Raw genomic sequence first — 24,242 nt, 5'->3', positions numbered from 1 at the left:
GCACCTCCGTTCCTCGCCGTGCCACCTTAGCACAGCTCGGCTGAGACTGCCTGAAGCCTGCCCGAGCACACCCTCCCCGCGCCTACTTCCGGTCCCCCCGCTGCCGCAGCCGTGTCTGCCGCAGGGTCTCCACCAGCATCGCCGCGAGCAGCGCAAACACGAGCAGCCCGTTCGCCGCTGCCAGCCCGCCCAGCAGCCGCCACTCCAGCGGCAGGAGGATGTCGCCGAACCCGAGCGTGGTGAAGGCCACCAGCGCGAAATACACCGAGGCCTCCAGCGTCACCAAGACCCCCAAGGCCCAGAGCGCCAGCGCCCAGATCCAGACCGCGGCGGTCATCACCACCAGCGTCCAGAGCATCACCGCAACGACCGCCGCCACCAGCCGCGGCCCCTGCGGCGGGCGGATCACCCAGCCGTGGATGCGGGCCAGAAACGCCTCCAGCCCCCAGAGCGACAGCGCCGCCACAACCGTGGTCGCCGCCATGATCGCCGAGCCGAGCAGCAGCTGGATCAGCACCCGTCGCCCCCTTCGATCTCCGAAACCTCCCGCCCGGGTCGCGCTCGATAGCGCGGCAGCGACAGGCCCCACCAGAGGCCCGCCGCCCGCAAGCCCAGCGCCACGGCGAAGCCCGCCACCAGCGCCAGCTCCCGGCCCAGCCCGGCCATGTCAGCCATCGCCAGCACCAAGGCCCCCGCAAAGGCCGCCGTCACATAAATTTCCCGCCGCAGGATCACCGGCTCCTCGCCGCCCAGCAGATCGCGCAGGATGCCGCCGAAGGAGGCCGTCGCCACCCCCATCGCCACGGCAACCGAGGGGCCCGCCCCCGCATCCAGCGCCCGTTCCGCCCCGGTGACGGCAAAGAGCGCCAGCCCCACCGCGTCGAACCACAGCAGCACCCGGTAGCGCGAGGCCGGGATGTGGGCCACGAAGAACACGAGCGCCCCAACGCCCGCGCAGACCAGCAGCACCTCGGGCCGCACCACCCAGAACACCGGCGCCAGCCCCAACACGAGGTCACGCAGCGTGCCGCCCCCCACGCCGGTCACCACCGCAAGCAGCACAAAACCCACCACGTCCATCTCCTTGCGCGAGGCCACCAGCGCCCCCGTCACCGCAAAGACGCAAAGCCCGAACCAATCCAGAACCGCCGTCACCGTCTCGAACATGACCCGCCCTCCTGCCTTTACCTGACCCTGCGCACCCAATAGGCGCAACCCGTAGGGTGGGCAATCTGCCCGCCTGCCCCTAACGGCCCTCTATCACGCCACATCCCGACCATTGACCCGCCCCGCCCCCCGTGGCTTCCTCCCCGCAAAAGGAGACCCGCCCATGCCCCTCGACCTCTGGCTTGCCTTCGCTGCCGCCTCCACCGCCCTGCTGCTGATCCCCGGCCCCACCGTGCTTCTGGTGCTCTCCTACGCGCTGTCACAAGGCCGCCGCACCGCGCTGGCCTGCGCGACCGGGGTCGCCGCAGGCGACCTCATCGCCATGAGCGCCTCCCTCGCAGGCCTCGGCGCCCTCGTCGCCGCCTCGGCCACGGCCTTCACGATCCTCAAGTGGGCCGGCGCAATCTACCTTGCCTACCTCGGCCTCAAGCTCCTGCGCGCCCCCGCCGCCAGCCTCGACCGGCCAGAGGCCGCGCAGGCCCGCCCCGCCACCATCTTCCGCCACGCCGCCACCGTGACCGCGCTGAACCCCAAGTCGATCGCCTTCTTCATCGCCTTCGTCCCGCAGTTCGTCACGCCGTCGCAGCCCCTGCTCCCGCAGTTCGCCATCCTCACCGCCACCTTCGTCACCCTCGCGGCCCTCAACGCTTTGGCCTATGCCCTCGCCGCCGACCGGCTCCGTGCCACCATCCGCCGCCCCGCCGTGCTGACATGGCTCACCCGCGCAGGCGGCGGCGCGCTCCTCGCCATGGCCGCCGCAACCGCCACCCTCCGCCGCGCGTGACCGACAGCAAACACATCCTCCTCCTCGGCGCCGATGGCTTCATCGGCCGCCACGTCGCCTATGCCGCCCGCGCGGCGGGCCACCGCGTCACCTGCATTGCCCGCCGCACCTCGGCCCTGAAGGCCCTCGGCTTCGACACCTTTCAAGCCGACCTGACCGCCGAGAAATGGCACAGCGCCTCCTCGTGGAAAGATCTCGCCCGCACCGCCCACGGCGTGATCAACTGCGCGGGCCTGCTCACCGGCTCCCCGGCCGCCTTCGCTGCCGTCCACGAGCACGCCCCCGCCGCGCTCTACGATGCCCTGCCCCACGGCAGCTTCCTCACCCTGCTCTCCGCCACCGGGATCGAGGCGCAAACCCCCTTCGCCGAGGCCCGCCGCACCGGCGAGCTCACCGCCAAGCTCGCTTCCGAGAACGGGCGCCACCGCCTCACCATCCTCCGCGCAGGCCTCGTGCTCGGCGACGGCGCCTACGGCGGCTCCGCCGTCCTCCGTGCGCTCGCCGCCTTCCCCTTCCTGATGCCCGTGCTCGGGCGCGGCAAACACCGTTTCAACCCCTGCCACGCCGAGGATCTCGCCCAACGCCTCCTCGCTGCCACCGAAGAGGATAACGGCCCCCAGCCGATCCACACCGGCGGGGCCGACACGCTGACCCTCAAGGAACTCACCGCCGCCACCCGCGCCCACCTCGGCCTCCGCCCCGTCCCGGCGCTCCCTGTCCCGATGCCCCTCGCGCGCCTCCTCGGGCGGCTGGGCGACGCCATGCGCGCCGGCCCCTTCTCCACCACCGCGTTGGCCCAGCTCGAACATGGCGTCCTCGCCCCCACCTCCACGCCCCTCCCCGGCGCCTCCGCCTTCCTCGCCCGCAGGCCGCCCACCCCGGCAGACCTCTGGCACGCCCGCCTCTACCTGCTCCGCCCGGCCCTGCGCCTCACCCTCTGCCTGCTCTGGCTGATCTCCGGCCTGCTCGGCCTCTTCGCCCCGCCCGCCAGCTATCTGCCCGACCTCGCCGCCACCGGCCTGCCGCCCGAAACTCTCACCAATGCCGCCCGCGCCTTCGGCCTGCTCGACCTCGCCCTCGCCATCGCCCTCTTCCGCAACTGGCGCCCGCGCCTCACCTTCTGGGCGCAGGCCCTGCTCATCACCGGCTACACCGCAGGCCTCACCGCAATCGCCCCCCACCTCTGGCTCGATCCCTACGGCGCCCTGCTGAAGAACCTGCCCATCCTCGCCCTCCTGCTCACCACCCGCGCTCTCGACACCGAGCGTTAACCCCGCATCAAGGTTAATCCCCCGCCCCGCCCTTCATCTTGGCTCAAATATCTCCGGGGGGTGCGGGGGGCAGGCCCCCCGCTCCGACCCCTCCACAGGCACCACTGCATGGACCTCTACGAAACCCTCAAATGGCTCCACATCCTCTCCTCCACGGTGCTGTTCGGCACCGGGATCGGGACCGCCTTCCAGATGGTCATGGCCATGCGCACGCGGAACCCCCAAACCGTGGCTCACACGGCAAACCACGTCGTCCTCGCAGACTGGCTCTTCACCACCCCCGCCGGCATCGCCCAGCCGCTCACCGGCCTCGGCCTGATCCACGCCGCCGGATACAGCCTCACCGAGCCCTGGCTGCTCGCCACCTACGCCCTCTACCTGCTGGCCTTCACCTGCTGGGCGCCCGTGGTGCACCTGCAAATCGGCATCCGCAACGCCGCCCGCACCGCCGCCGCTGCAGGCCAGCCCCTGCCCGCCTCCGCCCTCCGCGCCTACCGCATCTGGTTCGCCCTCGGCTGGCCCGCCTTCGCCGCGCTCATCGCCATCTTCTGGTTGATGGTCTCCAAGCCGCAGCTCTGGTGACCCCTTCTCATCCGCGGCCCCGCCCGCTACCAATGAGCCGACCGACACGGGAGACAACCATGAACCGCACCTTCCTCGCCGCCGCCCTCTGCATGGCCACCACCGCGCCCGCGCTCTCCGAGGCCTACATGATGGGCACCGGACGCTGGACCTGCGAGCGCGCCCGCGCCGCCTTCGTCACCCAGAACGTGACCGATCAGGCCCAGGTCGCCGGCTGGATTCTCGGCTACTGGTCCCACGCCTCCATCGACAAGCCCACAGCCTTCCTCGACAAGATGCAGGAAGTGGGCGGCACCAAGATCGTCGAGATCACCCTCGCCGAATGCCAGAAGAACCCCAACGCGATGCTCTTTCAGGTGACCGAGGCGATCCTCCAGAACTCGCTGAACGAGCAGGACGAGAGCGGCGCGGCTTCCGAGTAAGCGGCCCTGAGACCGATGAAATCCGTCGCCGACTACATCCGCACCATCGCCGATTTCCCCCATGAGGGGATCATGTTCCGCGATGTCACCACGCTCTTTGCCGACCCGCGCGGAATGCGGCTCTGCATCGACCAGATGCTCCACCCCTACGCCGGCGCGCCGATCGACAAGGTCGTGGGTCTCGAGGCACGCGGCTTCATCCTCGGCGGCGCCATCGCCCACCAGCTCGGCACCGGCTTCGTGCCGATCCGCAAGAAGGGCAAGCTCCCCGGCACGGTGATCTCCGAGGCCTATACGCTGGAATACGGCGAGGCGGTGATGGAGGTGCATGACGACGCCATCGCGGCGGGCGAGCGCATCCTGCTGGTCGATGACCTGCTCGCCACCGGCGGCACGGCGGAGGCCGGGATCAAGCTGGTCGAACGCCTCGGCGGCGTCATCACCGGCTGCGCCTTCATCGTCGACCTCCCCGACCTCGGCGGCCGCAATCGCCTCGAAGGCCTCGGCATGGAGGTCCACGCCCTCACCGCCTACGAGGGCCACTGACCGCGCGGGGCGGGACTTGTCCCGGCTCCCCGCCAATTCCCAAACGCAAGCCGGTCAGCGTCGTTCCGTGGGGTGGCGCAAGCAACGCCTGTGAGTACCACTTTATCGCGCAGCAGTCATCTTCCCTGAGAGGTCGCCCGCAACCTCACCAAAGCTCCGCTCCGTCACGCCAAAGGCGTGCCGATTATAAGGCGGCGCACCTTCGGTGCGACGGACGGGGCGGCGCTGCCCGGCGCCTTACAGCGCGCACCGGGCAGGACACTCCAATCAAGCGAGCCGCGCCCAGTCTTCACACCCCTGCGGACCTTCTGCCCCTTGGCGTGCGCGTTCATCGCTAAGCCTATGCCGAAGCACCCCCACGCAAGCCGGTCAGCGCCGTCCCGTGGGGTGGCGCTCACAACGGCCGTGCGTGCCACTTTATGGCCCAGCAGTCATCTTCCCTCAGAGGTAACTCCCAACCTCACCAAAGCGCCGCCCCGTGCGGCGGGACGGCGCTGCCCGGCGCCTTGCGGCGCGCACCGGGCTAAGCACTTTCCACGACCGGTCCGCTACAAGCCGCTCCCCAACCTACCCCGCCGCAATCGCCAACCCGTCCACCACCGCCGTAAACGCCTCCGACCGCAGCACCTCCGCGTCCCCACAAACCCCACGCATCTCCGCCTCGACAAACCCCATCAGGCTCGACCCGCCCACAAGCACCACCCGGCGCACATCGCCCTGCGCCACCCCGGCCTGCGCCAACACCTCTCGCGCCGCCGCCCCCAGAGCCGCCCGCGCCTCGCCCAGCACCTCGCCCATCCGCGCCGCGCTCAGTTCCGCCGCAAGCCCCGGCGCGATCATCCCCATGCCGATCCGCCCCTCGCCCGCGTCATTCGCCGCGATCTTCCCCCGTTCCACCGCGAAGGCGAGCTCATGGCCCAGCTCGTCCTCCAGCACCCGCGCCAGCCGCCCCAGCCGCTCCGGCTCCACCGCCAGCTTGACCATGCCCGCCACTTCGCGCCGCACGTCCGGCGCGTAGAGAAACGGGATCTTCGCCCATGTCGCCAAGTCCACGAACACCGCCCGCGGCACCGGCAGCAGCCCCGGCCCGAACTCCCGGCGCAGCTCGCTGCCCATGCCCAGCAGCGGCATCACCTCGGCGACCGAGACCACCCGGTCAAAATCCGTGCCGCCCAGCCGAATGCCGTGGCTCGCCACGATCTCCACCTCCGCGCCGGAGCGGAACACCGTAAAGTCGCTGGTGCCGCCGCCGATATCCACGATCAGCCCCACGCCGCCGGCCTGCCCCATGCCCTGACACGCCCGCGCCGCCGCCTCCGGTTCGGGCATGAACTCGACCTCCTCGAACCCCGCCGCCAGGTAGCAGCCGCGCAGGTCCGCCTCGGCCTGCGCGTCTTTCTCTGCATCCTCGTGAAACCGCACAGGCCGTCCCGAAAGCGCCCGGGTGAACCGCGCTCGGGTAAATTCTTCCGACCGCTCCCGCACCTGTACCAAAAAGGCCGTGACCACATCGGCCAGCGTCCGCCGCTTGCCCTCGATCAGCCGCTTCTCGTGGAAGAGCGGCACCCCGAGCACGCTTTTCAGCGCCCGCATGTAGCGCCCTTCCTCGCCGCCGATCAGCGCCGCCCCCGCCGCGCTGCCGATCCGCATCGCGCCGCCCCCTTCGGGGAAGAACACCGCCGTCGGCAGCGTCTCCGCGCCCTGCTCCACCGGCAGCCGCCGGACCGCGCCGCCGGCAAAGACCGCCGCCGCCGAGTTCGATGTGCCAAAGTCGATTGCCAGCCTGTCCATCGCCCGTGCTCCCGCCAGAAAGGCGCCGCAGCTACCCCAAGCCCCGCGGGCTGGCAAGCCCCCGCGCACGAGCGGTTAACCCCTGCGAGCTATTCATTTCTGAATATGCATGGGATGTGCATCAGTTGTGCATCGAATGTGTATTGAGGAAATTCGTAGTTAACAGGGTGCGACCCAGTCACCTATTCATATTTGAATATCGCGCCCGGGTTCAAAATTCCCAATGGATCCAATGACTTCTTGATGCTCCGCATCATCTCGATCCGCACCGGGTCACCCCAGCGCTGCAAGTCGCCCACCTTGGCCCGCCCCAGCCCATGCTCCGCGCTGAAAGAGCCCTCAAGCTCCGCAAGTAGCTGATTTACCACGTCTTTCAGCTCGTCTCCACAGCCCGCCGGATACTCTGCCCGCCGCTTCCCCGCTGCCGGGAAGATGTTGTAATGCAGGTTCCCGTCGCCCATGTGGCCAAAGCAGTTGATCCTGAAATCCCCTGCCTTTCCAATCGCTTCCCCCGCCCGGGCAATGAACTCCGGCACCGCGCTCAAGGGCAGCGATATATCGTTCGACAGGATCGAGCCCACCTTCCGGTTCCCCTCCGGCAGGCTCTCCCGCATCGCCCACAATTCCGCCCGCTGCCCCTCGCTCGCGGCCACCACGCCGTCAGGCACCTGCCCCGCCTCGTAAGCCTCTGAAAACAGGGCTTCCATCAGCGCACCTGCATCCTGCCCCGCACTGCATCCCAGCTCGACCAGCACGCACCAATCCGGCACCTCGGCCCAAGGCAGGCGCACCTGCGGCATGTGTTCGGCCAAAAACCTCGGCCCCTGCCCCGCAATCAACTCGAAGGCCGAAAGTGCAGGCCCCGCAAGGGTTTGCGCCCGGCCCAGCAGTCCCAGCGCCGCCGCCGGGCTCTCCACCTCCAGCACCGCCACGGCCACGCTCTCGGGGCGCGGAAACAGCCGCAGGCTGGCAGCGGTCATCACCCCCAGCGTGCCTTCCGAGCCGATCAGCAGATTGCGCAGGTCATACCCGGTGTTGTCCTTCCGCAGCCGCTTCAGCCCGCGCATCACCCGCCCATCGGCCAGAACCGCCTCCACGCCAAGGCACAGCTCCCGCGCATTGCCGTAGCGCAGCACATTCACCCCGCCCGCATTGGTGCCCAGCAGCCCGCCGATCCGGGCCGAGCCCTCGCTGGCGAGCGAGAGCGGGAACAACCGGCCATGCTCCTCCGCAACCCCTTGAACATCAGCCAGAATCGCGCCCGCCTCCACGGTCATCACGCCCTCCTCGGGCCAGATGCCGCGCACCGCTTTCATCCGCTCGAGGCTCAGCACCAGCGGCACCGGCCCGTCCGGCGCCACCTGCCCGCCGACCAGCCCCGTGCCGCCGCCGTAGGGCAGCACGCCCACGCGCAGCTCGCTGGCCAGCCGCAGCACGGCCGCGACCTCCTCCACCCTGCCGGGGCAGATCACCGCCCCTGCCCGGCCCGTTAACCTGTCTCTCGGTTCTTCGAGGTATCGTTGCTCCACATCGCGAACCACGCCCTCGGGCAGAATTTCGCGAAAACAGTTAACAATCTCGGGGGTCGCATCATTCAACATAGGGCCATTACGCACGGCCCGGCGCAAAATTCAATCGAAGCCAGAGAGCACCGCAGGCTGGAGCACCACGATCGTGGGGCGTGACGGCAGATCGCGGAGCGATACGGTAAACGAACTGTCAACGCGCCAGTCGATCACGAACTCGCCCGCCATGCCCTCCAGAAACTGCTCCAGCGAGTAGCCCGAAAACCAGTGCATCGGCAGCACGATGGACGAGCGCAAGCGGCTGACGATGCTCTGCATGGTGGCAATGTCCACCGTCATGCCGCCATCCACCGGCGCCATCACCACGTCGAGCCGCCCCAGCGCCGCGTACTGCTCGGCGTTCGGCTCGTGATGCAGGTGCCCGAGGTGGCCAATGCACAGCCCCGCGACCTCGAAGATGAAGATCGAGTTGCCATCCTCCTCGACCCCGCCAAAGCCCTGACGAATGTCGGTCGGCACGTTGCGGATCAGCATTTCCCCGAGGTCGAGGTGATGGTCCGCCGGCCGCTCACCATCGCCCCAGCCCTTCAGCACGTTCGGGATGCGCGGGTCGGGGTTTGGCGTCCAATGCGAGCTGTGGGCGTGGTTCATCGTCGCCACATCCGGGACCAGATCCTCCGGCCCGAGGTAGCCGTTGTAATCGGTCGCCACCGCCAGCCCGCCCTCGGTCTGGATCACGTACACCGAGTGGTCGACATAGGTGATCCGCACCGCATCCTCGTCCACCGGCGCGGCCCACGAGGCCTTTTGCACATAGGCCATGCCGGGCGTCGCCTCGGCCAGAGCGATGCAATGCGATGGCCGCCTGTCCTGCGCGGCTGCGGTGCTGGCAAATGCGATGAGCCCGGCAAGGGCGGTGAACAGTCTGAGCATGGGCGGCGCCTCCTGCCGCTCACGCTACCGCAAAAACCGGCCCCGTCCCGCCCTGCACGAAAAGTTTACGCCCCGGCCTCGGTGCGCCCCCGCCGATCGCGGCGCAAATTGGCGTAAAGCACATGATTTCGCCACCGCCCGTTGATCTGCAGGTAGCTTTGGGCCACGCCCTCGTATTTGAAGCCGCATTTCTCCAATGCCCCGCGCGAGGCGGCATTTTCGGGCAGGCAAGCGGCCTCGATGCGGCTCAGGTCCAGCCCGGTGAAGCCATAATGCACAACCGCTTCAATGGCTTCCTTCATGAACCCCTGCCGCTTGAACGGCTCGCCAATCCAGTATCCAAGGGTGCCCGATTGCGCCGGGCCACGGCGGATGTTGTCGAGCGTGATCGCCCCCAGCAGCCCCTCGGTCTCGCGCTTGAACAGGAAGAGCGGCACCGCAGAGCCGCCGCCAATCGCCCGCTGCGCCCAGTAGACACGATTTGTAAAGCTTTTGCGCGAAAGATGGTCGTTGGCCCAGGTCGGCTCCCAGGGTGTCAGAAATTCGCGGCTGTCCCGGCGCAGGTCGCTCCATGCCCGAAAGTCGCCATGGGCGGGCGGGCGCAGCAGCAGGCGCGGCGTATCGATCCGAACCTTTCGCCGCCCCAGCCGCATCAGGCCGCCAGCCGCTCCTTCAGCCCGCTCAGGCCGGGCGCACGCTCGGCGGGGCCGTAAAGCGCCAGCGCGGCGGGCGCATCGGAGGCAAGCCGCGAGGCAAAGCCGCGCAGGTCGTCGAGGGTCACCGCGTCGATCTTCTCCACCGTCTCGGCGGTGGCAGGCACGCGGTCCCAGATGGTGACCATCCGCGCATTGCGCTCGGCACGGCTGGAGGGGCCTTCCAGCCCCATCAGCAGCCCGGCCTTCAGCTGGTTGCGGGCGCGCTCCAGCTCGGCATGGCTCAGGTCATCGCCGGCACGGCGCAGCTCGTCGATGACCACCTCGGACAGCCCGGCAATATCCTCGCCGCTGGTGCCCGCGTAAATCGTCATCAGGCCCGTGTCGCCATAGGCCCCGGCCTGGGCATAGATCGAGTAGCAGAGGCCGCGCTTCTCCCGCAGCTCCTGAAACAGGCGGGACGACATGCCGCCGCCCATCGCGCTGGCGTAGATCTGCGCGGTGTAAATGTCGGGGGCGCGATAGTTCGGGCTCTCCAGCCCCATCGCGAAATGCACCTGCTCCAGCGGGCGGATTTCGCGTGTTTCACCGCCGACAAACCGCGCAGGCTCCTCGCTGCGCATCGGGCGCGGCGTGAGGTGGCCAAAGGCCTTTTCCGCAAGCTTCACGATCTGGTCGTGGTCCACCGCGCCAGCGGCGGCCAGCACCAGATGCTCCGGCCCGTAATGCTCGGCCACGAAGCCCGCCAGATCGCCCCGTCCAAAGGCCTGAATCCGCTCGGGCGGGCCAAGGATCGTGCGCCCCATCGCCTGCCCCGGATAGGCGGCCTCCTGAAGCCAGTCGAAGATGATGTCATCCGGCGTGTCCAGCGCCTGCCCGATCTCCTGCAGGATAACCCCGCGCTCCACCTCGATCTCGCCAAGGTCGAAGGCGGGCTCCAGCACGATATCGGCAATCACATCCAGCGCGAGCGGCACATCGGCGGCCAGAACGCGGGCGTAATAGGCCGTCATCTCGCGGCCGGTGTAGGCGTTGATGTAGCCGCCAACGTCCTCGATTTCCTCGGCAATCTGCAGCGCCGAGCGCCGCGCCGTGCCCTTGAAGGCCATGTGCTCGAGAAAGTGGGCAATCCCGTTCTGCTCTACCCGCTCATGGCGCCCACCCGCGTTGATCCACAGGCCGACGGAGGCACTCGCAAGACCGGGCATCGCCTCGGTCACGATACGCATTCCATTGCCAAGCCTGTCGATTTGCACGCTCACGCAGACCGCCTTTCCCTGATGAGAGCTTCGATGGCGCCAAGGTCGTTCTCGACCCGCGTCACCCGTTCCGACCTGTCATATAGGTCCGCCATGCGGTTGGGAAGGGCAGCATGCACGCCGCAGGCCTCCTCCACCGCCGCGGGGAACTTGGCCGGATGCGCCGTGGCCAGTGTCACCACCGGGGTCGCGCCAAGGTGGTCGCGCGCCACGCGAGTGCCAACGGCGGTATGCGGGCAGATCACCTCGCCGGTCTCCTTGAACATGCGTTCAATTTCCGCCTTGGTCTCGTCTTCGCTGACCCGGCCAGAGGTGTAATGCTCGGTCAACGCGCCCATCGCGTTCTCGCTCACGCGGAACTTGCCCGCCTTCAGCTCGTCCATCAGCGCCGCCACGGCGGCTCCGTCCCTGCCATATGCAAACCAAAGCGCGCGTTCAAAATTTGAACTGACCTCAATGTCCATCGACGGGCTGATCGAGGGCTTCACCCCGGCCTTGGCATAGTCGCCCGTGGTCAGGCAGCGGTGCAGAATGTCGTTCTGGTTGGTCGCCACGATCAACTGCTCGATCGGCAGGCCCATCTGCTTGGCGAGGAAGCCCGCGAAGATGTCGCCAAAGTTGCCCGTGGGCACGGCAAAGCTGACCTTCCGATGCGGCGCACCCAGCGCCACGGCGGAGGTGAAGTAGTAGACGATCTGCGCCAGCACCCGGGCAAAGTTGATCGAGTTGACGCCCGCCAACCCGACCTCGTCGCGGAAGTCGAAATCCGCGAACATCTCTTTCAGCATCCCTTGGCAATCGTCAAAGTCACCATCCACCGCGAGCGCATGCACGTTGGCAGCCTCCGGCGTGGTCATCTGCCGCCGCTGCACCTCCGACACCCGGCCATGGGGGAAGAGGATGAACACATCCACGTTGTCCAGCCCGGCAAAGGCCTCAATCGCCGCCGAGCCAGTGTCACCGCTGGTGGCGCCGACGATCGTGATCTTGCGGCCATTGCGCTTCAGCACGGTCTGGAACATCTGGCCGATGAGCTGCATGGCGAAGTCCTTGAACGCCAGCGTCGGCCCGTGGAACAGCTCCAGCAGAAAGTGGTTGTCAGCCAGCTGCTTCAGCGGCGCTCGCGCCGGGTGGCCGAAGCCCGCATAGGCCCGCCCGATCAGTGCCTTCACCTCCTCCGGCGTGCCGAGCGCGTCACCGATGAAGGGCGCGATCACCCGCGCCACTGCCTCTTCGTAGCTCACCCCGGCCAGCGCCGCGATCTCAGCTTCGCTCATCGTGGGCACGGTCTCGGGCAGGTAGAGCCCGCCGTCACGGGCAAGGCCGGTCAGCATGGCCTCTTCAAAGCTCAGAACGGGGGCCTGCCCCCGGGTGGAGATATAGCGCATGGGAAGTCCTTCAGACGGTGCGGCGCTTGATACGCCACATGAGGAAGAGTGTCATCCCCAGCCACACCAGCGCCAGCCCGAACCACGTGAGCGCGTATTCTAGGTGGTCATTGGGGATACCCGCGCTGCTCACCGGCAGCGGGGTGATGCTTGAGCCCGGCGTGACCTCGCGGGCGACGATCAGCACCGGCTCCGCACCGAGCGCCTCGGCCATCGCGGGTACGTCGCGGGCAAACCACAGGGTGCCATCGGGCGTGGGGGTGTAACTGTCAATTTCCTCGGGCCAGTGCAGGTTGCCGGTGAGCCGCACGGCCCCCTCAGGCACCGAGGCGTCGGCCGAGACGATCCTGCGGTAGCCGAGATCGACCAGCAGCACCCGGCCCGCCGGCGTGGTCAGCGTGGTGATGAACCGGTGGATCGCGCCCACCTGCTTGATCGAGGCCAGCACCATCAGCCCCTCCCCGCCCAAGTCGCCCTCTGCCTCGACCGGCAGGTAGCGGTCGGCCTTCGGGTCGGGCGTGGCCGGAACGGCCACCGGGGCGGCGGTGATCCGCGCGTCGATCTCCGCCAGCATCGCCTCTTTCCACGCCAGTCGCCGCAACTGCCACGTGCCGAGGCTCACCAAAATGGCGATGCCGCAGATGCCGAGGATGGCCGGGAAGAGGTAGCGCATGGGGTGTCCTTCAAAGCCGAACGCGGGCCGTCTCCGGCCCGCGTTGGTATCTCGTAGGTCGGGACCTGTCCCGACTCTGCATCAGCCTCAGCCGCCCCAGATGTAGACCGCGGCAAAGAGGAAGAGCCAGACCACATCCACGAAGTGCCAGTACCAGGCGGCAGCCTCGAAGCCGATGTGCTTTTCCTGGCTGAAGTGCCCGGCCCGCAGGCGCAGGTAGCAGATGAACAGGAAGATCGTGCCGATGATCACATGGGCGCCGTGGAAGCCGGTCGCCATGAAGAAGTTGGCACCGTAGATGTTGCCCGAGAAGCCGAAAGCCGCGTGGCTGTATTCATAGGCCTGCAGCACGGTGAAGATCAGGCCCAGCACCACGGCAAGGATCAGCCCTTCGGCCATGGCCTTGCGGTTGTTCTCATGCACCAACGCGTGGTGCGCCCATGTGGCGGCCATGCCCGAGCAGAGCAGGATCAGCGTGTTGATCAGCGGCAGGTGCCACGGGTCGAAGGTCTCGATCCCGGCGGGCGGCCAGATGCCGTCAACGGCGGGGGCCTGATCGACCTCGGGGTTCATCGGATACATGGCGTGCTTGAAGAAGCTCCAGAACCATGCGGCGAAGAACATCACCTCCGACATGATGAAGAGGATGAAGCCGTAACGCAGGCCGATCCGCACCACCGGGGTGTGATCGCCGACCTGGCTCTCGTCCACCACCTCGGACCACCAGGCGAACATGACGTAGAGCACGCCGATGAAGCCCAGCAGGAAGATCCAGGGCTGGTTGGTCTCAACCTGCGGAGACATCCATTGCACCGCGCCAAACAGCATGACGAAGGCCGCAACGGCACCTGCAAAGGGCCAGATCGAGGGATTGAGAATATGGAAGTCGTGGTTCTTTTCGTGGGCCATGTTTGGGTCCTCGGACGGTCTTTTCAGTGTCTCTCGTTAGTTCTGCGCCACAGCCGCGTCAGCGGAGCCTTGCAGAGCCGCCTGCTCTTCCGGCAGGTCGATTTCGTAGAAGGTATAACTCAGGGTGATCGAGTTTGTGAACTTGGCATCGCGGTCGTTCACGATCTCCGGGTCGACATAAAAGCTCACCGGCATCTGCACCCGCTCGCCGGGTTGCAGCACCTGCTCGGTGAAGCAGAAGCAGTCGATCTTGTCAAAGTACCCGCCCGCCACAAAGGGGGCCACGTTGTAGCTGGCCTGCCCGGCAATCGGCCGGTCGGTCGGGTTGTAGGCTTCGTAAAAGGCAAGGCCGGTCTCGCCAATCTTCAGCGTCATCTTCTGCTGCACCGGCTTGAACTCCCACGCCATCTTGGCGTCGAGATTGGCATCGAAGCGCACGGTGATCTCGCGGTCGAGCACCACGTCGCTGCTGCCCTCGGCCACCGAGGTGGTGCCGCCGTAGCCGGTGACCTTGCAGAACCAGTTGTAGAACGGCACCGCCACCCAGGCCATTGCGCCCATGAAGACGACAACGCTCACCGCATAAAGCGCAACGCGGGCGTTCTGCTTTTCGGGAGCGGCCATCAGTTGCCCTCCCCTGCGGGCGTTTCGGGCGTGGTCATGCCGGGGCGCACCGCGTGGTCGAACCCTTCGAGCGCCGCCGCGCCACCGCCGCGGGTGACCTTCACGAAGGTCAGGCCCAGCACGATGGTGATCAGCGCCACGAGCGATAGGGCCACGCCCACGTTCCGGCCCAGCCGGCGCTGGTGCAGCTCATGTTCCGCCCGGATCATGCTGCGCCCCCGATCAGGCCCAGCGCCCGCAGCGCGGCATCGGCCAGCAGGGCACCAAAGTGCAGCGTCAGGTAGATCAACGACAGCTTGAAGAAGCTCTTCTCGACCTTGTAGCCATCCGCCTGCGCGGCCTCGGTGGTCCGCCGCAGAATGGCCCATGCGCCCTTTGCAAACAGCGCGTTCATCACCAACGCAGTGGCAATATAGGCCGGCCCGGCGATGGAGGTGAAGCCCAGCGCCAGCGCCGAGGCGGCCAGCACGAGGGTGTAGATGAAGATCTGACGGCGCGCGGCGTCATGGCCGTGGGTCACGGTCAGCATAGGCACCTTGGCGTCGGCATAGTCCGACTTCATGAACAGGCACAGCGCCCAGAAGTGCGGCGGCGTCCAGAAGAAGATCAGGCCGAACATCAGGACCGCTTCAAGGCTCACGGAGCCGGTTGCGGCGACCCATCCCACCATCGGCGGGAAGGCCCCGGCGGCGCCGCCGATCACGATGTTCTGCGGCGTCCAGCGCTTGAGGATCATCGTGTAGATGACCGCGTAGTAGAAAATGGTGAAGGCCAGCAGCGCGGCGGCGGCGAGGTTGGCCGCAAGGCCGAGCATCATCACCGAAAGGCCAGAGAGCGCCACGCCGAGGCCCAGCGCCTCGCCCGGCTGCACCTTGCCCGCGGGGATCGGGCGCTTCTGCGTCCGGCTCATCACCGCGTCGATGTCGGCATCCCACCACATGTTCAGCGCACCCGAGGCCCCTGCCCCGATGGCGATGAAGAGGATGGAGGTGAAGGCGATGAACGGGTGCACCGGCACCGGCGCAACCAGCAGGCCCACCATCGCGGTGAAAACCACAAGCGACATCACCCGCGGCTTCAACAGGGCAACATAGTCCCCGAAGCCCGGCTCTTCCGTCCGCTCATATGCATTCACGTCGCTCAAATCGTCTGCCTCCCTAGCGGGCCCTGTTCGCATCGCCCGCGCAGTAGCACATGGCCGGGCGGCGCCTCAGCGGCCCGCCCGGAAGACTGTTCAGTCGGCCGAAGCCACCTTCACCGAAGGCGCGCGCCCGGCGAATTCCTCGGTGGCCATCTCGAGCCACTGGGCATAGGCTTCCTGGCTCACCACCTTCACGGTGATCGGCATGTAGGCGTGGTCCTTGCCGCACAGCTCCGAACACTGGCCAAAATAAACGCCCTCGCGCTCGGCCTTGAACCACAGCTCGGCGGTCCGGCCCGGCACGGCATCCTGCTTCACGCCGAAGGCCGGAATGGTCCAGGAGTGGATCACGTCGGCACCGGTCACACGGACGACGACAACGGTATCGACCGGGATCACCACGGCGTTGTCGGTCGCCAGCAGGTACTCGTCGGGCGCGTAGCCATACTCTTCCAGCTCGTCGCGGGCGAGCATCAGGCTGTCGAAGGCAATGCCCTCTTCGGGATACTCGTAGCCCCAGTACCACTGGTAGCCAGTGGCCTTGATGGTCAGTTCCGGCTCAGGGATTTCCTGCTGCTTGAACAGCACCGGCAGCGAGAAGGCGCCGATGAACACGAGGATCACGATAGGCCCGAGAGTCCATGCGATTTCGAGTGGGGTGTTGTGGGTGAAGTTCGCAGGCTTCGGGTTCGACTTCTGGTTGAAGCGCAGGATGATGATCGCCAGTAGAGCCACCACGAAGAGCGAGATGGCGATGATGATCACGTTCACCATGCCTTCCAGCCAGTGAATGTCGCGCGCCAGTTCGGTAGCGGCGGGCTGCCATGCAATGCCCTTTTCATGCGGCTTGCCGATGGATTCGAGCCCCTCGATCCCGTCCTGGGCGTGGGCGGCAACACCGTGAAAGGCCATCATGAGGCCGGTCGTCACGGCGGCAAGGAGCTTGGAAATCTTCATCGGCACGTCCCTTCGCTTGTCCTGAAGCGCGTCTGCGGGGTGGCGTTCGCGGTCCACCCGTTGTTCCTTCGCGCGTCTCAAACCATATTACATCCGATCTCTCAAGCGGTTCCAGCGCGGCAATGTGGCGCGCGGGCCGGAAAAATCGACCGAGGAAATGAAATGTCCAGCAGCTTCCGCCCCTTTGAAACAAGCCTCGACGAGGGCACAGCCCTGCGGGCGCTCCGTGCGGCCACAGATGGCGCCGAAGATGGCGAGCTGTTTCTGGAGCGCCGCGCCTCCGAGAGCCTCGTGTTCGAGGATGGCCGGGTAAAGACCGCCAGCTTCGATACATCCGAGGGATTCGGCCTGCGCGCCGTGAAGGGCGAGACCTCCGGTTATGCCCATTCCACCGAGCTCTCCGAAAAGGCCCTGCTGCGCGCCGCCGAGACCGCGCGGCTTGCCGTGGGTGACGGCGGCGGCGTGCTCGCCCCCGGCCCGCAGGCCACCAACCGGCGGCTCTACGGCGATGCCGACCCGATCGAGGGCGTCGAATTTCCGGTCAAGATCGAGACCCTTGCCGAGATAGATGCCTTCACCCGCGATCTCGACAGCCGGGTGGTGCAAGTCTCCGCCTCGCTGTCGGCGGCCCTGCAGGAGGTGGTGATCCTCCGCCCCGATGGCACCACTGTCTCCGATACACGGCCCATGACCCGCATCTACGTGTCGCTCATCGTCGAGGAGAACGGCCGCCGCGAGAGCGGCAGCCACGGCGGCGGTGGCCGGGTGGAGCTGGGCGGGCTGATCGACCCCGCCATGTGGCAACCCGCCGCCCGCGAGGCGCTGCGAATCGCGCTGGTGAACCTCGGCGCCGAGCCCGCCCCTGCCGGGGTGATGGATGTGGTGCTCGGCCCCGGCTGGCCCGGCATCCTGCTGCATGAGGCCGTGGGCCACGGGCTGGAGGGCGACTTCAACCGCAAGGGCACCTCCGCCTTCGCCGGGCTGATGGGCCAGCAGGTCGCCGCCAAGGGCGTGACCGTGGTGGATGACGGCACAATCCCCGACCGCCGCGGCTCGATCTCGGTCGATGACGAAGGCACGCCCTCGTCCAAGACCCCCCTCATCGAGGATGGCGTGCTCGTCGGCTACATGCAGGATCGTCAGAACGCCCGTCTCATGGGCGTGCCCGCCACCGGCAACGGGCGGCGCCAGAGCCACGCCCACCCGCCGATGCCCCGGATGACCAACACCTACATGCTCGGCGGCACCGAAAGCCCCGACTCGATTCTCGCCGGGCTGGAAGACGGGCTCTACGCCGTCGGCTTCGGCGGCGGGCAGGTCGATATCACCTCCGGCAAGTTCGTCTTCTCCTGCACCGAGGCCTACCGGGTGAAGAACGGCAAGGTTGGTGCTCCGGTGAAGGGGGCCACCCTGATCGGCGATGGCGCGACCTCGCTGAAGAACATCACCGCCATCGGCAACGACATGGCCCTCGATCCCGGCATCGGCACCTGCGGCAAGGCCGGCCAGTGGGTGCCGGTCGGCGTGGGTCTGCCCACCCTGCGGATCGGTGGCCTGACCGTTGGCGGTGCGGGCGCCTGACCCTGCGCGGTTAACCATGTTTCCAAAGACTCCGGGGCGCATTCCGCCCCGGATTTTCGGCGTGGCAGACGGCCTCCACCCTGCCACACCCGCCAAGCATTTGATTTACAGCGGGAATTCCGCCTTCACCCGTCGGCGAGAGAAAAATTTCGCATTTCTGCCCAAAATCTCCCGGCCCGTTAATAGCCGGTTAACCACTTAAGCCTAAAACAGAACCTGCAAGCAGACGGAGCGACGTTGGCGTGGATTTGTTTTCTTCCCCACCCCCCCTCGCACCACCCACCTCGGAAGAAGATAAGCTGGCGTGGCTTCGTCTCTTGCGCTCTCGCCGGGTGGGCCCCACCACATTCTATCGCCTCATGGCCGAGCATGGTACCGCCCCTGCCGCCCTCGAGGCCCTGCCGCAGGTCGCCGCGGCCGCCGGGGTGAACCAGTATCATGCCTTCCCCCGCGATCTCGCCGCAAAGGAACTCGCCGCAGGCAAGCGCCACGGCGCCCGGCTCATTGCTGCGGGTGAGCCGCATTACCCCACCGCCCTGCGCGACCTCCCCGATGCCCCGCCCCTGCTCTGGGCGCAGGGCGACCTCACTCTCCTCAACAAGCCCACTCTCGCCGTGATCGGCGCCCGCAACGCCTCATCCCTCGGTCGCCGCATGGCCGGGCGGCTGGCCGGGGAGCTGGGCCGCGCCGGCCATGTCATCGCCTCCGGCCTTGCCCGCGGGGTCGATGCCGAGGCGCACAAGGCCGCGCTCGAGAGCGGCACCATCGCCGTGGTCGCCGGCGGGGTCGATGTGACCTACCCGCAGGAGAACGCCGCGCTGATGGCCCGGATCGCCGAGGGCGGGTTGATCCTCTCCGAGGAGCCGCCGGGCCTGCAACCGCAGGCGCGGCACTTTCCCAAGCGCAACCGCATCATCTCCGGCCTCGCCCGCGCCGTGGTGGTGGTCGAGGCAGGTGCCCGCTCCGGCAGCCTCATCACCGCCCGCATGGCGCTCGATCAGGGCCGCGAGGTGCTTGCCGTGCCCGGCCACCCCTTCGATGCCCGCGCCTCGGGCTGCAACATGCTCATCCGCGATGGCGCGACCCTCGTGCGCGGCGCCGATGACGTGCTGGAGGCGCTTGGCCCCAGCACCGCCCAGCCCGCAAACACCAACCCACCCCAGCCCGCCGACCTGACCCGCGCGCCCGAGCGCCCCAAGGCCGAGACCACCAGCCTCCACGCCCGCATCCTCGGCCTCATCGGCCCCTCGCCGATGGCCGAAGACCAGCTCGCCCGCGACCTCTCGGTGCCCGCCCAGCGCCTCTCCGAGAACCTGCTCTCGCTTGAGCTCGATGGCCGGATCGCCCGCCAGCCCGGCGGCCTCATCGTCAAGACTGCGTGATCCGCCTCCCCCGGAAGCCACCCCACGCGCGCCCGCGCGAGGCCCGGCACCGAGGCGTGAATGGCTCCATTGACAAGGCGGCAACAGCCCCCACATGTTGCGCGCCAATTCGAGTCACCCCCCAGCCCTGAAAGGCGCCCCATGCCAGTTGTCGTTGTCGAGTCCCCCGCCAAGGCCAAGACAATCAACAAATATCTGGGCTCCGACTATACCGTTCTGGCCTCCTACGGCCACGTCCGCGACCTGCCGCCGAAGGACGGCTCGGTCGACCCCGAGCATGAGTTCGAGATGAAATGGGAGGTAGCGTCTGACAGCAAGAAGCACGTCGCCGCCATCGCCAACGCCCTGAAGGACGACAACGCTCTCATCCTCGCAACCGACCCCGATCGCGAAGGCGAGGCAATCAGCTGGCACCTCAAGGAGGCGCTGACCAAGCGCAAGTCGATCAAGAAGGATACGCCGGTTTCCCGTGTCACCTTCAACGCGATCACCAAGGATGCCGTGACCAAGGCCATGGCCGAGCCGCGCGACATTGATATGGAGCTGGTCGAGGCCTACCTCGCCCGCCGCGCGCTTGATTATCTCGTCGGCTTCAACCTCTCCCCAGTGCTCTGGCGCAAGCTGCCCGGTGCCCGCTCCGCTGGTCGGGTACAATCGGTCTGCCTGCGCCTCATCGTCGAACGCGAAATGGAGATCGAGGCCTTCCGCGCCCGCGAGTACTGGTCGGTCAAAGCCATGCTCACCACCCCGCGTGGCCAGAACTTCGAGGCCCGGCTCACCGTTCTGGGCGGCAAAAAGCTCGACCGCTACGACATCGAGAACGAGACCGCCGCCGAGCTGGCCGTGCAGGCGATCAACAGCCGCGACCTCTCGGTGCAGTCGGTCGAGGCCAAGCCCAACACCCGCAACCCCTCGCCCCCCTTCATGACCTCCACGCTACAGCAGGAGGCGAGCCGCAAGTTCGGCATGGGCGCACGGGCCTGCATGGGCACGGCGCAACGGCTCTACGAGGCCGGGCACATCACCTACATGCGGACAGATGGCATCGACATGGCCCCCGAGGCCGTGGCCGCCGCCCGCGATGCCATCGGCGCGCGTTTCGGCAAAGAGTATGTTCCGGGCGAGCCACGCATCTACAAGAACAAGGCCAAGAACGCGCAGGAAGCTCACGAGTGTATCCGCCCCACGGATATGAGCGCGGACCCTGACAGCCTCAATCTCGAAGCCGACCAGCGCAAGCTCTACGACCTGATCTGGAAGCGCACGCTCGCCTCCCAGATGGCGAGCGCGAAGTTCGAGCGCACCACGGTGACGGTCGGCTCCAAGGATGGCCAGGTCGAGCTGCGGGCGACCGGTCAAGTGGTGCTCTTCGACGGGTTCCTGAAGGTCTATGAAGAGGGCCGCGACGACGAGGTGGTCGATGATGACGACCGCCGCCTGCCGCAGGTCGCCGAGGGGGATGCCACCGCCAAGCAGTCGGTCACGCCCGAGCAGCACTTCACCCAGCCCCCGCCCCGCTACACCGAGGCCACGCTGGTCAAGCGGATGGAAGAGCTCGGCATCGGCCGCCCCTCCACCTACGCCTCGATCGTCACCACGATTCACGACCGGGAGTATGTGACCAAGGACAAGGGCCGCCTCATCCCCGAGGACAAGGGCCGCTTGGTTACGGTGTTCCTCACCAACTACTTCCGCCGCTATGTGGGCTACGAGTTCACCGCCAAGCTAGAGGAAGAGCTCGACGAGATCTCGGCAGGCGATGCCCAGTGGACCTCGGTGCTCGCCAGTTTCTGGCGTGATTTCAAGGCCGCGATCGAAGAGACCTCCGAGCTGCGCATCACCGAGGTGCTCGAAAAGATCAACGAGGTGCTCGAGCCGCATCTCTTCCCGCCGCTGCCCGAGGGTGGCGACCCCCGCCTTTGCCCCAACTGCGGCAAGGGCCGGCTTTCCATGCGCACCGCGCGCTCCGGCGGCGCATTTATCGGCTGCTCGAACTATCCCGAGTGCCGCTACACCCGCCCCTTCGGTCCGCCCGATCCCGAGGCCGAGAAAAGCGCGATCCCGCCCGAGGGCAAGCTGCTGGGCGAGGACGGTGGAGACAAGATCTGGGTCATGAAGGGCCGCTTCGGCCCCTACGTCCAGCGTGGCGAGGTGACGGAAGACAACAAGAAGCCCCCGCGCCAGTCGGTCCCCAAGGAGTGGAAGCCCGAAGAGCTTGAGCTGGCCACCGCCGTCAAGCTGCTCTCCCTGCCCCGCCTCATCGGCACGCACCCTGAGGATGGCGTCAACGTCTGGGCCAACATCGGGCGCTACGGCCCGTATCTGAAGCACGCCGAGAGCACCTCCGACCGGGGCGGCACCAATGCCAACCTCGAAGGCCTCGATGAGGTCTGGGAAGTCGGTATGAACCGCGCCGTCCAGCTCCTGGCCGAAAAAGTCGCCTCACGCGGCGGGCGCGGCGCTGCCAAGACCCTGCGCGAGCTGGGCGAGCACCCCGAGGCCGGCGGCCCTGTGGCGATCATGGAAGGCAAATACGGCCCCTACGTGAAGTGGGACAAGATCAACGCCACCCTGCCCAAAGGCTCCGACCCGGAGCAGTTTACCATGGAAGCCGCCGTTGAGCTGATCGCCGAGAAGGCCGCCTCCAAGGGCAAGAAGCGCCCGGCCAAGAAGGCGGCAGCCAAGAAAACAACGGCCAAGAAGCCCGCCGCCAAGAAAGCCCCGGCGAAGAAGACAGCCGCCAAAAAGTAATCCCTGCCACGGGATTACCGCAATCTCGCGCCTCTCCTGCCTGAAACGCGGATTAACCACGTTTTGCACAGCAGAAGAGGCGCCGGATGTTCCGCAAGATCTACGATTGCATCAACCCCATGGTGGTCATGCCCATCTGCGGGGTGGCCTACGGGCTGGTCCGTGCGGCGGGCGCCTATGTGGACAGCGTGCAGGCGGGCGCCGAGATGAGCGGCCCGCAGATCGCGGGCTATACACTGGGCGCCGTTTTCGTCTGGGGCCTTGCCGGGCTGACCCTCGCTTGGGTCTTCGAGTGGTTCGACCGCCGCGAGGCCCGCAAGCAGGGCGAGGCCTCCGAGGCCGAACAGCAGGGCTGATCCCCGCGCAGCAGGCGCGCCGCCCCCGCCGCACCGCAGCATTTCATTGACTCCTCCCCCGCGCCGCGTGACAACGGGGCCAGCGCAAAGAGGAGTTCCCATGCAAAAAGTCTACGGCTCCGCGGCGGAGGCGCTCGACGGCCTCCTGTTCGACGGCATGTTCATCGCGGCGGGCGGTTTCGGCCTCTGCGGCATCCCCGAGCTTCTGATCGACGCCATCGTGGAGAGCGGCACCAAGGATCTGACGATCGCCTCCAACAACTGTGGCGTCGACGGTTTTGGCCTCGGCAAGCTGCTCGATACCAAGCAGATCAAGAAGATGCTCAGTTCCTACGTGGGCGAGAACGCCGAGTTCATGCGGCAGTATCTCTCCGGCGAGCTTGAGCTTGAGTTCAACCCGCAGGGCACCCTTGCCGAGCGCATGCGCGCCGGCGGCTGCGGCATCCCCGGCTTCTACACCGCCACCGGCGTCGGCACGGTGATCGCCGAGGGCAAGGAAGTGAAGAGCTTCGGCGGCAAGGACTACATCCTCGAAGAGGGCATCTTCGCCGATGTCGCCATCGTCAAGGCCTGGAAGGCCGACGAGACCGGCAACTGCGTCTTCCGCAAGACCGCCCGCAACTTCAACCCGCCGGCGGCCATGTGCGGCAAGGTCTGCGTGATGGAGGTCGAAGAGATCGTGCCCACCGGCAGCCTCGACCCCGACCACATCCACCTGCCCGGCATCTACGTGCATCGCATCATCCAAGGCGAGCACGAAAAGCGGATCGAGCAGCGCACCACGCGCAAGAAGGAGGACGCATAAATGCCCTGGGATCGCAATCAAATGGCCGCCCGCGCGGCAGATGAGCTCGAAGACGGCTGGTATGTGAACCTCGGCATCGGCATCCCGACGCTGGTGGCCAACTACGTGGGCGACAAGGACATCACCCTCCAGTCCGAAAACGGCATGCTCGGCATGGGCCCCTTCCCCTTCGAGGGCGAGGAAGACCCCGACCTGATCAACGCCGGCAAGCAGACCATCACCGAGCTGCGCCGCACCAGCTATTTCGACAGCGCCACCAGCTTCGGCATGATCCGCGGCGGCAAGATTGCCGCGGCGATCCTTGGCGCGATGGAAGTGGCCGAGAACGGCGATCTGGCCAACTGGATGATCCCCGGCAAGCTCGTGAAGGGCATGGGCGGCGCGATGGATCTCGTCGCCGGCGTCGGCCGCGTGATCGTGGTGATGGACCACACCAACAAGCACGGCGACAGCAAGGTGCTGAAGGAATGCACCCTGCCGCTCACCGGCACCGGGGTGGTCGACCGGATCATCACAAACCTCGGCGTGCTCGACGTGGTCGAGGGCGGTCTCAAGATCGTCGAACTGGCCGATGGCGTGACCGAAGAAGAGCTGCGCGCCGCGACCCAGGCCACCATCGTCTGACCGCATAGGCTGCGCGCACATCGCGCAGCATTAGCACCGCAGATCGGGCCGCCCCACACCGGGCGGCCCGTTTCCGTTTAACCGTTGAGAAAACGGAAACAACTTCACATTATTGCC

General features: G+C 67.2%; 25 protein-coding genes. 11 read left to right on the top strand and 14 right to left on the bottom strand.

Features of this window, described 5'->3' with window-relative positions:
* Positions 1-82 precede the first annotated feature (82 nt).
* Positions 83-517, bottom strand: a complete 435-nt coding sequence (locus ACUXVX_RS08220) for an ion channel (RefSeq protein ID WP_446311146.1) — start codon at positions 515-517, stop codon at positions 83-85.
* Positions 511-1,167 carry a trimeric intracellular cation channel family protein gene (locus ACUXVX_RS08215; RefSeq protein ID WP_222470039.1) on the bottom strand — a complete coding sequence of 219 codons (657 nt, stop codon included), beginning with the start codon at positions 1,165-1,167 and terminating at the stop codon, positions 511-513. Before ACUXVX_RS08215 ends, ACUXVX_RS08220 begins: the two co-directional genes overlap by 7 nt.
* A 163-nt stretch (positions 1,168-1,330) precedes the next feature.
* Between ACUXVX_RS08215 and ACUXVX_RS08210 the strand changes: the two genes are divergently transcribed.
* The 5 genes from ACUXVX_RS08210 to ACUXVX_RS08190 all read left to right on the top strand — a co-directional run bounded on the left by ACUXVX_RS08210 (position 1,331) and on the right by ACUXVX_RS08190 (position 4,772).
* A complete protein-coding gene (locus tag ACUXVX_RS08210; RefSeq protein ID WP_446311145.1) occupies positions 1,331-1,951 on the top strand; it encodes a LysE family translocator in 621 nt (206 codons plus the stop codon).
* Positions 1,948-3,222 carry an SDR family oxidoreductase gene (locus ACUXVX_RS08205; protein WP_446311144.1) on the top strand — a complete coding sequence of 425 codons (1,275 nt, stop codon included), beginning with the start codon at positions 1,948-1,950 and terminating at the stop codon, positions 3,220-3,222. The genes ACUXVX_RS08210 and ACUXVX_RS08205 overlap by 4 nt, the downstream gene beginning before the upstream one ends.
* Positions 3,223-3,330: 108 nt before the next feature.
* Positions 3,331-3,804: a DUF2269 family protein gene (locus tag ACUXVX_RS08200; protein WP_446311143.1), complete on the top strand. Its 474-nt coding sequence runs from the start codon at positions 3,331-3,333 to the stop codon at positions 3,802-3,804.
* Positions 3,805-3,863: 59 nt separating this feature from the next.
* Entirely contained in the window at positions 3,864-4,226 is a 363-nt protein-coding gene (locus tag ACUXVX_RS08195) for an HdeA/HdeB family chaperone (RefSeq protein ID WP_222470043.1), read from the top strand.
* Positions 4,227-4,241: 15 nt separating this feature from the next.
* The gene (locus ACUXVX_RS08190) at positions 4,242-4,772 is read left to right on the top strand and encodes an adenine phosphoribosyltransferase (RefSeq protein ID WP_446311142.1); all 531 of its coding nucleotides are present in this window, start codon (positions 4,242-4,244) and stop codon (positions 4,770-4,772) included.
* Positions 4,773-5,339: 567 nt separating this feature from the next.
* Here the strand turns inward: ACUXVX_RS08190 and ACUXVX_RS08185 are convergent.
* From ACUXVX_RS08185 to coxB, 12 genes are all read right to left on the bottom strand, one after another.
* Positions 5,340-6,563 carry an Hsp70 family protein gene (locus ACUXVX_RS08185; RefSeq protein ID WP_446311141.1) on the bottom strand — a complete coding sequence of 408 codons (1,224 nt, stop codon included), beginning with the start codon at positions 6,561-6,563 and terminating at the stop codon, positions 5,340-5,342.
* 182 nt (positions 6,564-6,745) lie between these two features.
* Complete coding sequence (locus ACUXVX_RS08180; protein ID WP_446311140.1) at positions 6,746-8,164, bottom strand: FAD-binding oxidoreductase; 1,419 nt, start codon at positions 8,162-8,164, stop codon at positions 6,746-6,748.
* 30 nt (positions 8,165-8,194) lie between these two features.
* Positions 8,195-9,022 (bottom strand): MBL fold metallo-hydrolase, encoded by an 828-nt coding sequence (locus ACUXVX_RS08175; protein ID WP_446311139.1) that lies wholly within the window; start codon positions 9,020-9,022, stop codon positions 8,195-8,197.
* 65 nt (positions 9,023-9,087) lie between these two features.
* Positions 9,088-9,675: a GNAT family N-acetyltransferase gene (locus ACUXVX_RS08170; RefSeq protein WP_222470048.1), complete on the bottom strand. Its 588-nt coding sequence runs from the start codon at positions 9,673-9,675 to the stop codon at positions 9,088-9,090.
* Positions 9,675-10,904, bottom strand: coding sequence for a M16 family metallopeptidase (locus ACUXVX_RS08165; RefSeq protein WP_446311520.1), 1,230 nt, complete (start codon positions 10,902-10,904; stop codon positions 9,675-9,677). The genes ACUXVX_RS08170 and ACUXVX_RS08165 overlap by 1 nt, the downstream gene beginning before the upstream one ends.
* 29 nt (positions 10,905-10,933) lie before the next feature.
* Positions 10,934-12,322 carry a threonine synthase gene (gene thrC, locus ACUXVX_RS08160; protein ID WP_446311138.1) on the bottom strand — a complete coding sequence of 463 codons (1,389 nt, stop codon included), beginning with the start codon at positions 12,320-12,322 and terminating at the stop codon, positions 10,934-10,936.
* Between the two features lie 10 nt (positions 12,323-12,332).
* The gene (locus ACUXVX_RS08155) at positions 12,333-12,995 is read right to left on the bottom strand and encodes an SURF1 family protein (RefSeq protein WP_446311137.1); all 663 of its coding nucleotides are present in this window, start codon (positions 12,993-12,995) and stop codon (positions 12,333-12,335) included.
* Between the two features lie 87 nt (positions 12,996-13,082).
* On the bottom strand, positions 13,083-13,904 hold the full coding sequence (locus tag ACUXVX_RS08150; protein ID WP_222470052.1) for a cytochrome c oxidase subunit 3: 822 nt from the start codon (positions 13,902-13,904) through the stop codon (positions 13,083-13,085).
* 36 nt (positions 13,905-13,940) lie between these two features.
* Positions 13,941-14,528: a cytochrome c oxidase assembly protein gene (locus tag ACUXVX_RS08145; RefSeq protein ID WP_222470053.1), complete on the bottom strand. Its 588-nt coding sequence runs from the start codon at positions 14,526-14,528 to the stop codon at positions 13,941-13,943.
* The gene (locus tag ACUXVX_RS08140) at positions 14,528-14,737 is read right to left on the bottom strand and encodes a hypothetical protein (protein WP_446311136.1); all 210 of its coding nucleotides are present in this window, start codon (positions 14,735-14,737) and stop codon (positions 14,528-14,530) included. The genes ACUXVX_RS08145 and ACUXVX_RS08140 overlap by 1 nt, the downstream gene beginning before the upstream one ends.
* Entirely contained in the window at positions 14,734-15,672 is a 939-nt protein-coding gene (cyoE, locus tag ACUXVX_RS08135; RefSeq protein ID WP_446311135.1) for a heme o synthase, read from the bottom strand. The genes ACUXVX_RS08140 and cyoE overlap by 4 nt, the downstream gene beginning before the upstream one ends.
* A gap of 90 nt (positions 15,673-15,762) precedes the next feature.
* Positions 15,763-16,626 (bottom strand): cytochrome c oxidase subunit II, encoded by an 864-nt coding sequence (coxB, locus tag ACUXVX_RS08130; protein ID WP_222471044.1) that lies wholly within the window; start codon positions 16,624-16,626, stop codon positions 15,763-15,765.
* Between the two features lie 162 nt (positions 16,627-16,788).
* Here coxB and tldD point away from each other — a divergent pair, with 162 nt between their 5' ends.
* The 6 genes from tldD to ACUXVX_RS08100 all read left to right on the top strand — a co-directional run bounded on the left by tldD (position 16,789) and on the right by ACUXVX_RS08100 (position 24,125).
* On the top strand, positions 16,789-18,207 hold the full coding sequence (gene tldD / locus ACUXVX_RS08125; RefSeq protein ID WP_446311134.1) for a metalloprotease TldD: 1,419 nt from the start codon (positions 16,789-16,791) through the stop codon (positions 18,205-18,207).
* 248 nt (positions 18,208-18,455) lie between these two features.
* A complete protein-coding gene (gene dprA, locus ACUXVX_RS08120; protein WP_446311519.1) occupies positions 18,456-19,589 on the top strand; it encodes a DNA-processing protein DprA in 1,134 nt (377 codons plus the stop codon).
* A gap of 141 nt (positions 19,590-19,730) precedes the next feature.
* On the top strand, positions 19,731-22,340 hold the full coding sequence (gene topA, locus ACUXVX_RS08115) for a type I DNA topoisomerase (RefSeq protein ID WP_446311133.1): 2,610 nt from the start codon (positions 19,731-19,733) through the stop codon (positions 22,338-22,340).
* Between the two features lie 86 nt (positions 22,341-22,426).
* Entirely contained in the window at positions 22,427-22,696 is a 270-nt protein-coding gene (locus ACUXVX_RS08110; RefSeq protein WP_222470059.1) for a hypothetical protein, read from the top strand.
* Positions 22,697-22,796: 100 nt separating this feature from the next.
* Positions 22,797-23,501 (top strand): CoA transferase subunit A, encoded by a 705-nt coding sequence (locus ACUXVX_RS08105; RefSeq protein ID WP_222470060.1) that lies wholly within the window; start codon positions 22,797-22,799, stop codon positions 23,499-23,501.
* A complete protein-coding gene (locus tag ACUXVX_RS08100) occupies positions 23,502-24,125 on the top strand; it encodes a 3-oxoacid CoA-transferase subunit B (RefSeq protein WP_222470061.1) in 624 nt (207 codons plus the stop codon). It begins immediately after the preceding gene.
* Positions 24,126-24,242 lie beyond the last annotated feature (117 nt).

The organism is Vannielia sp. SX4 (genome assembly GCF_052828525.1).
Note: the sequence above shows the minus strand (reverse complement) of the source record. Positions and strands in the feature narration are given on the sequence as shown.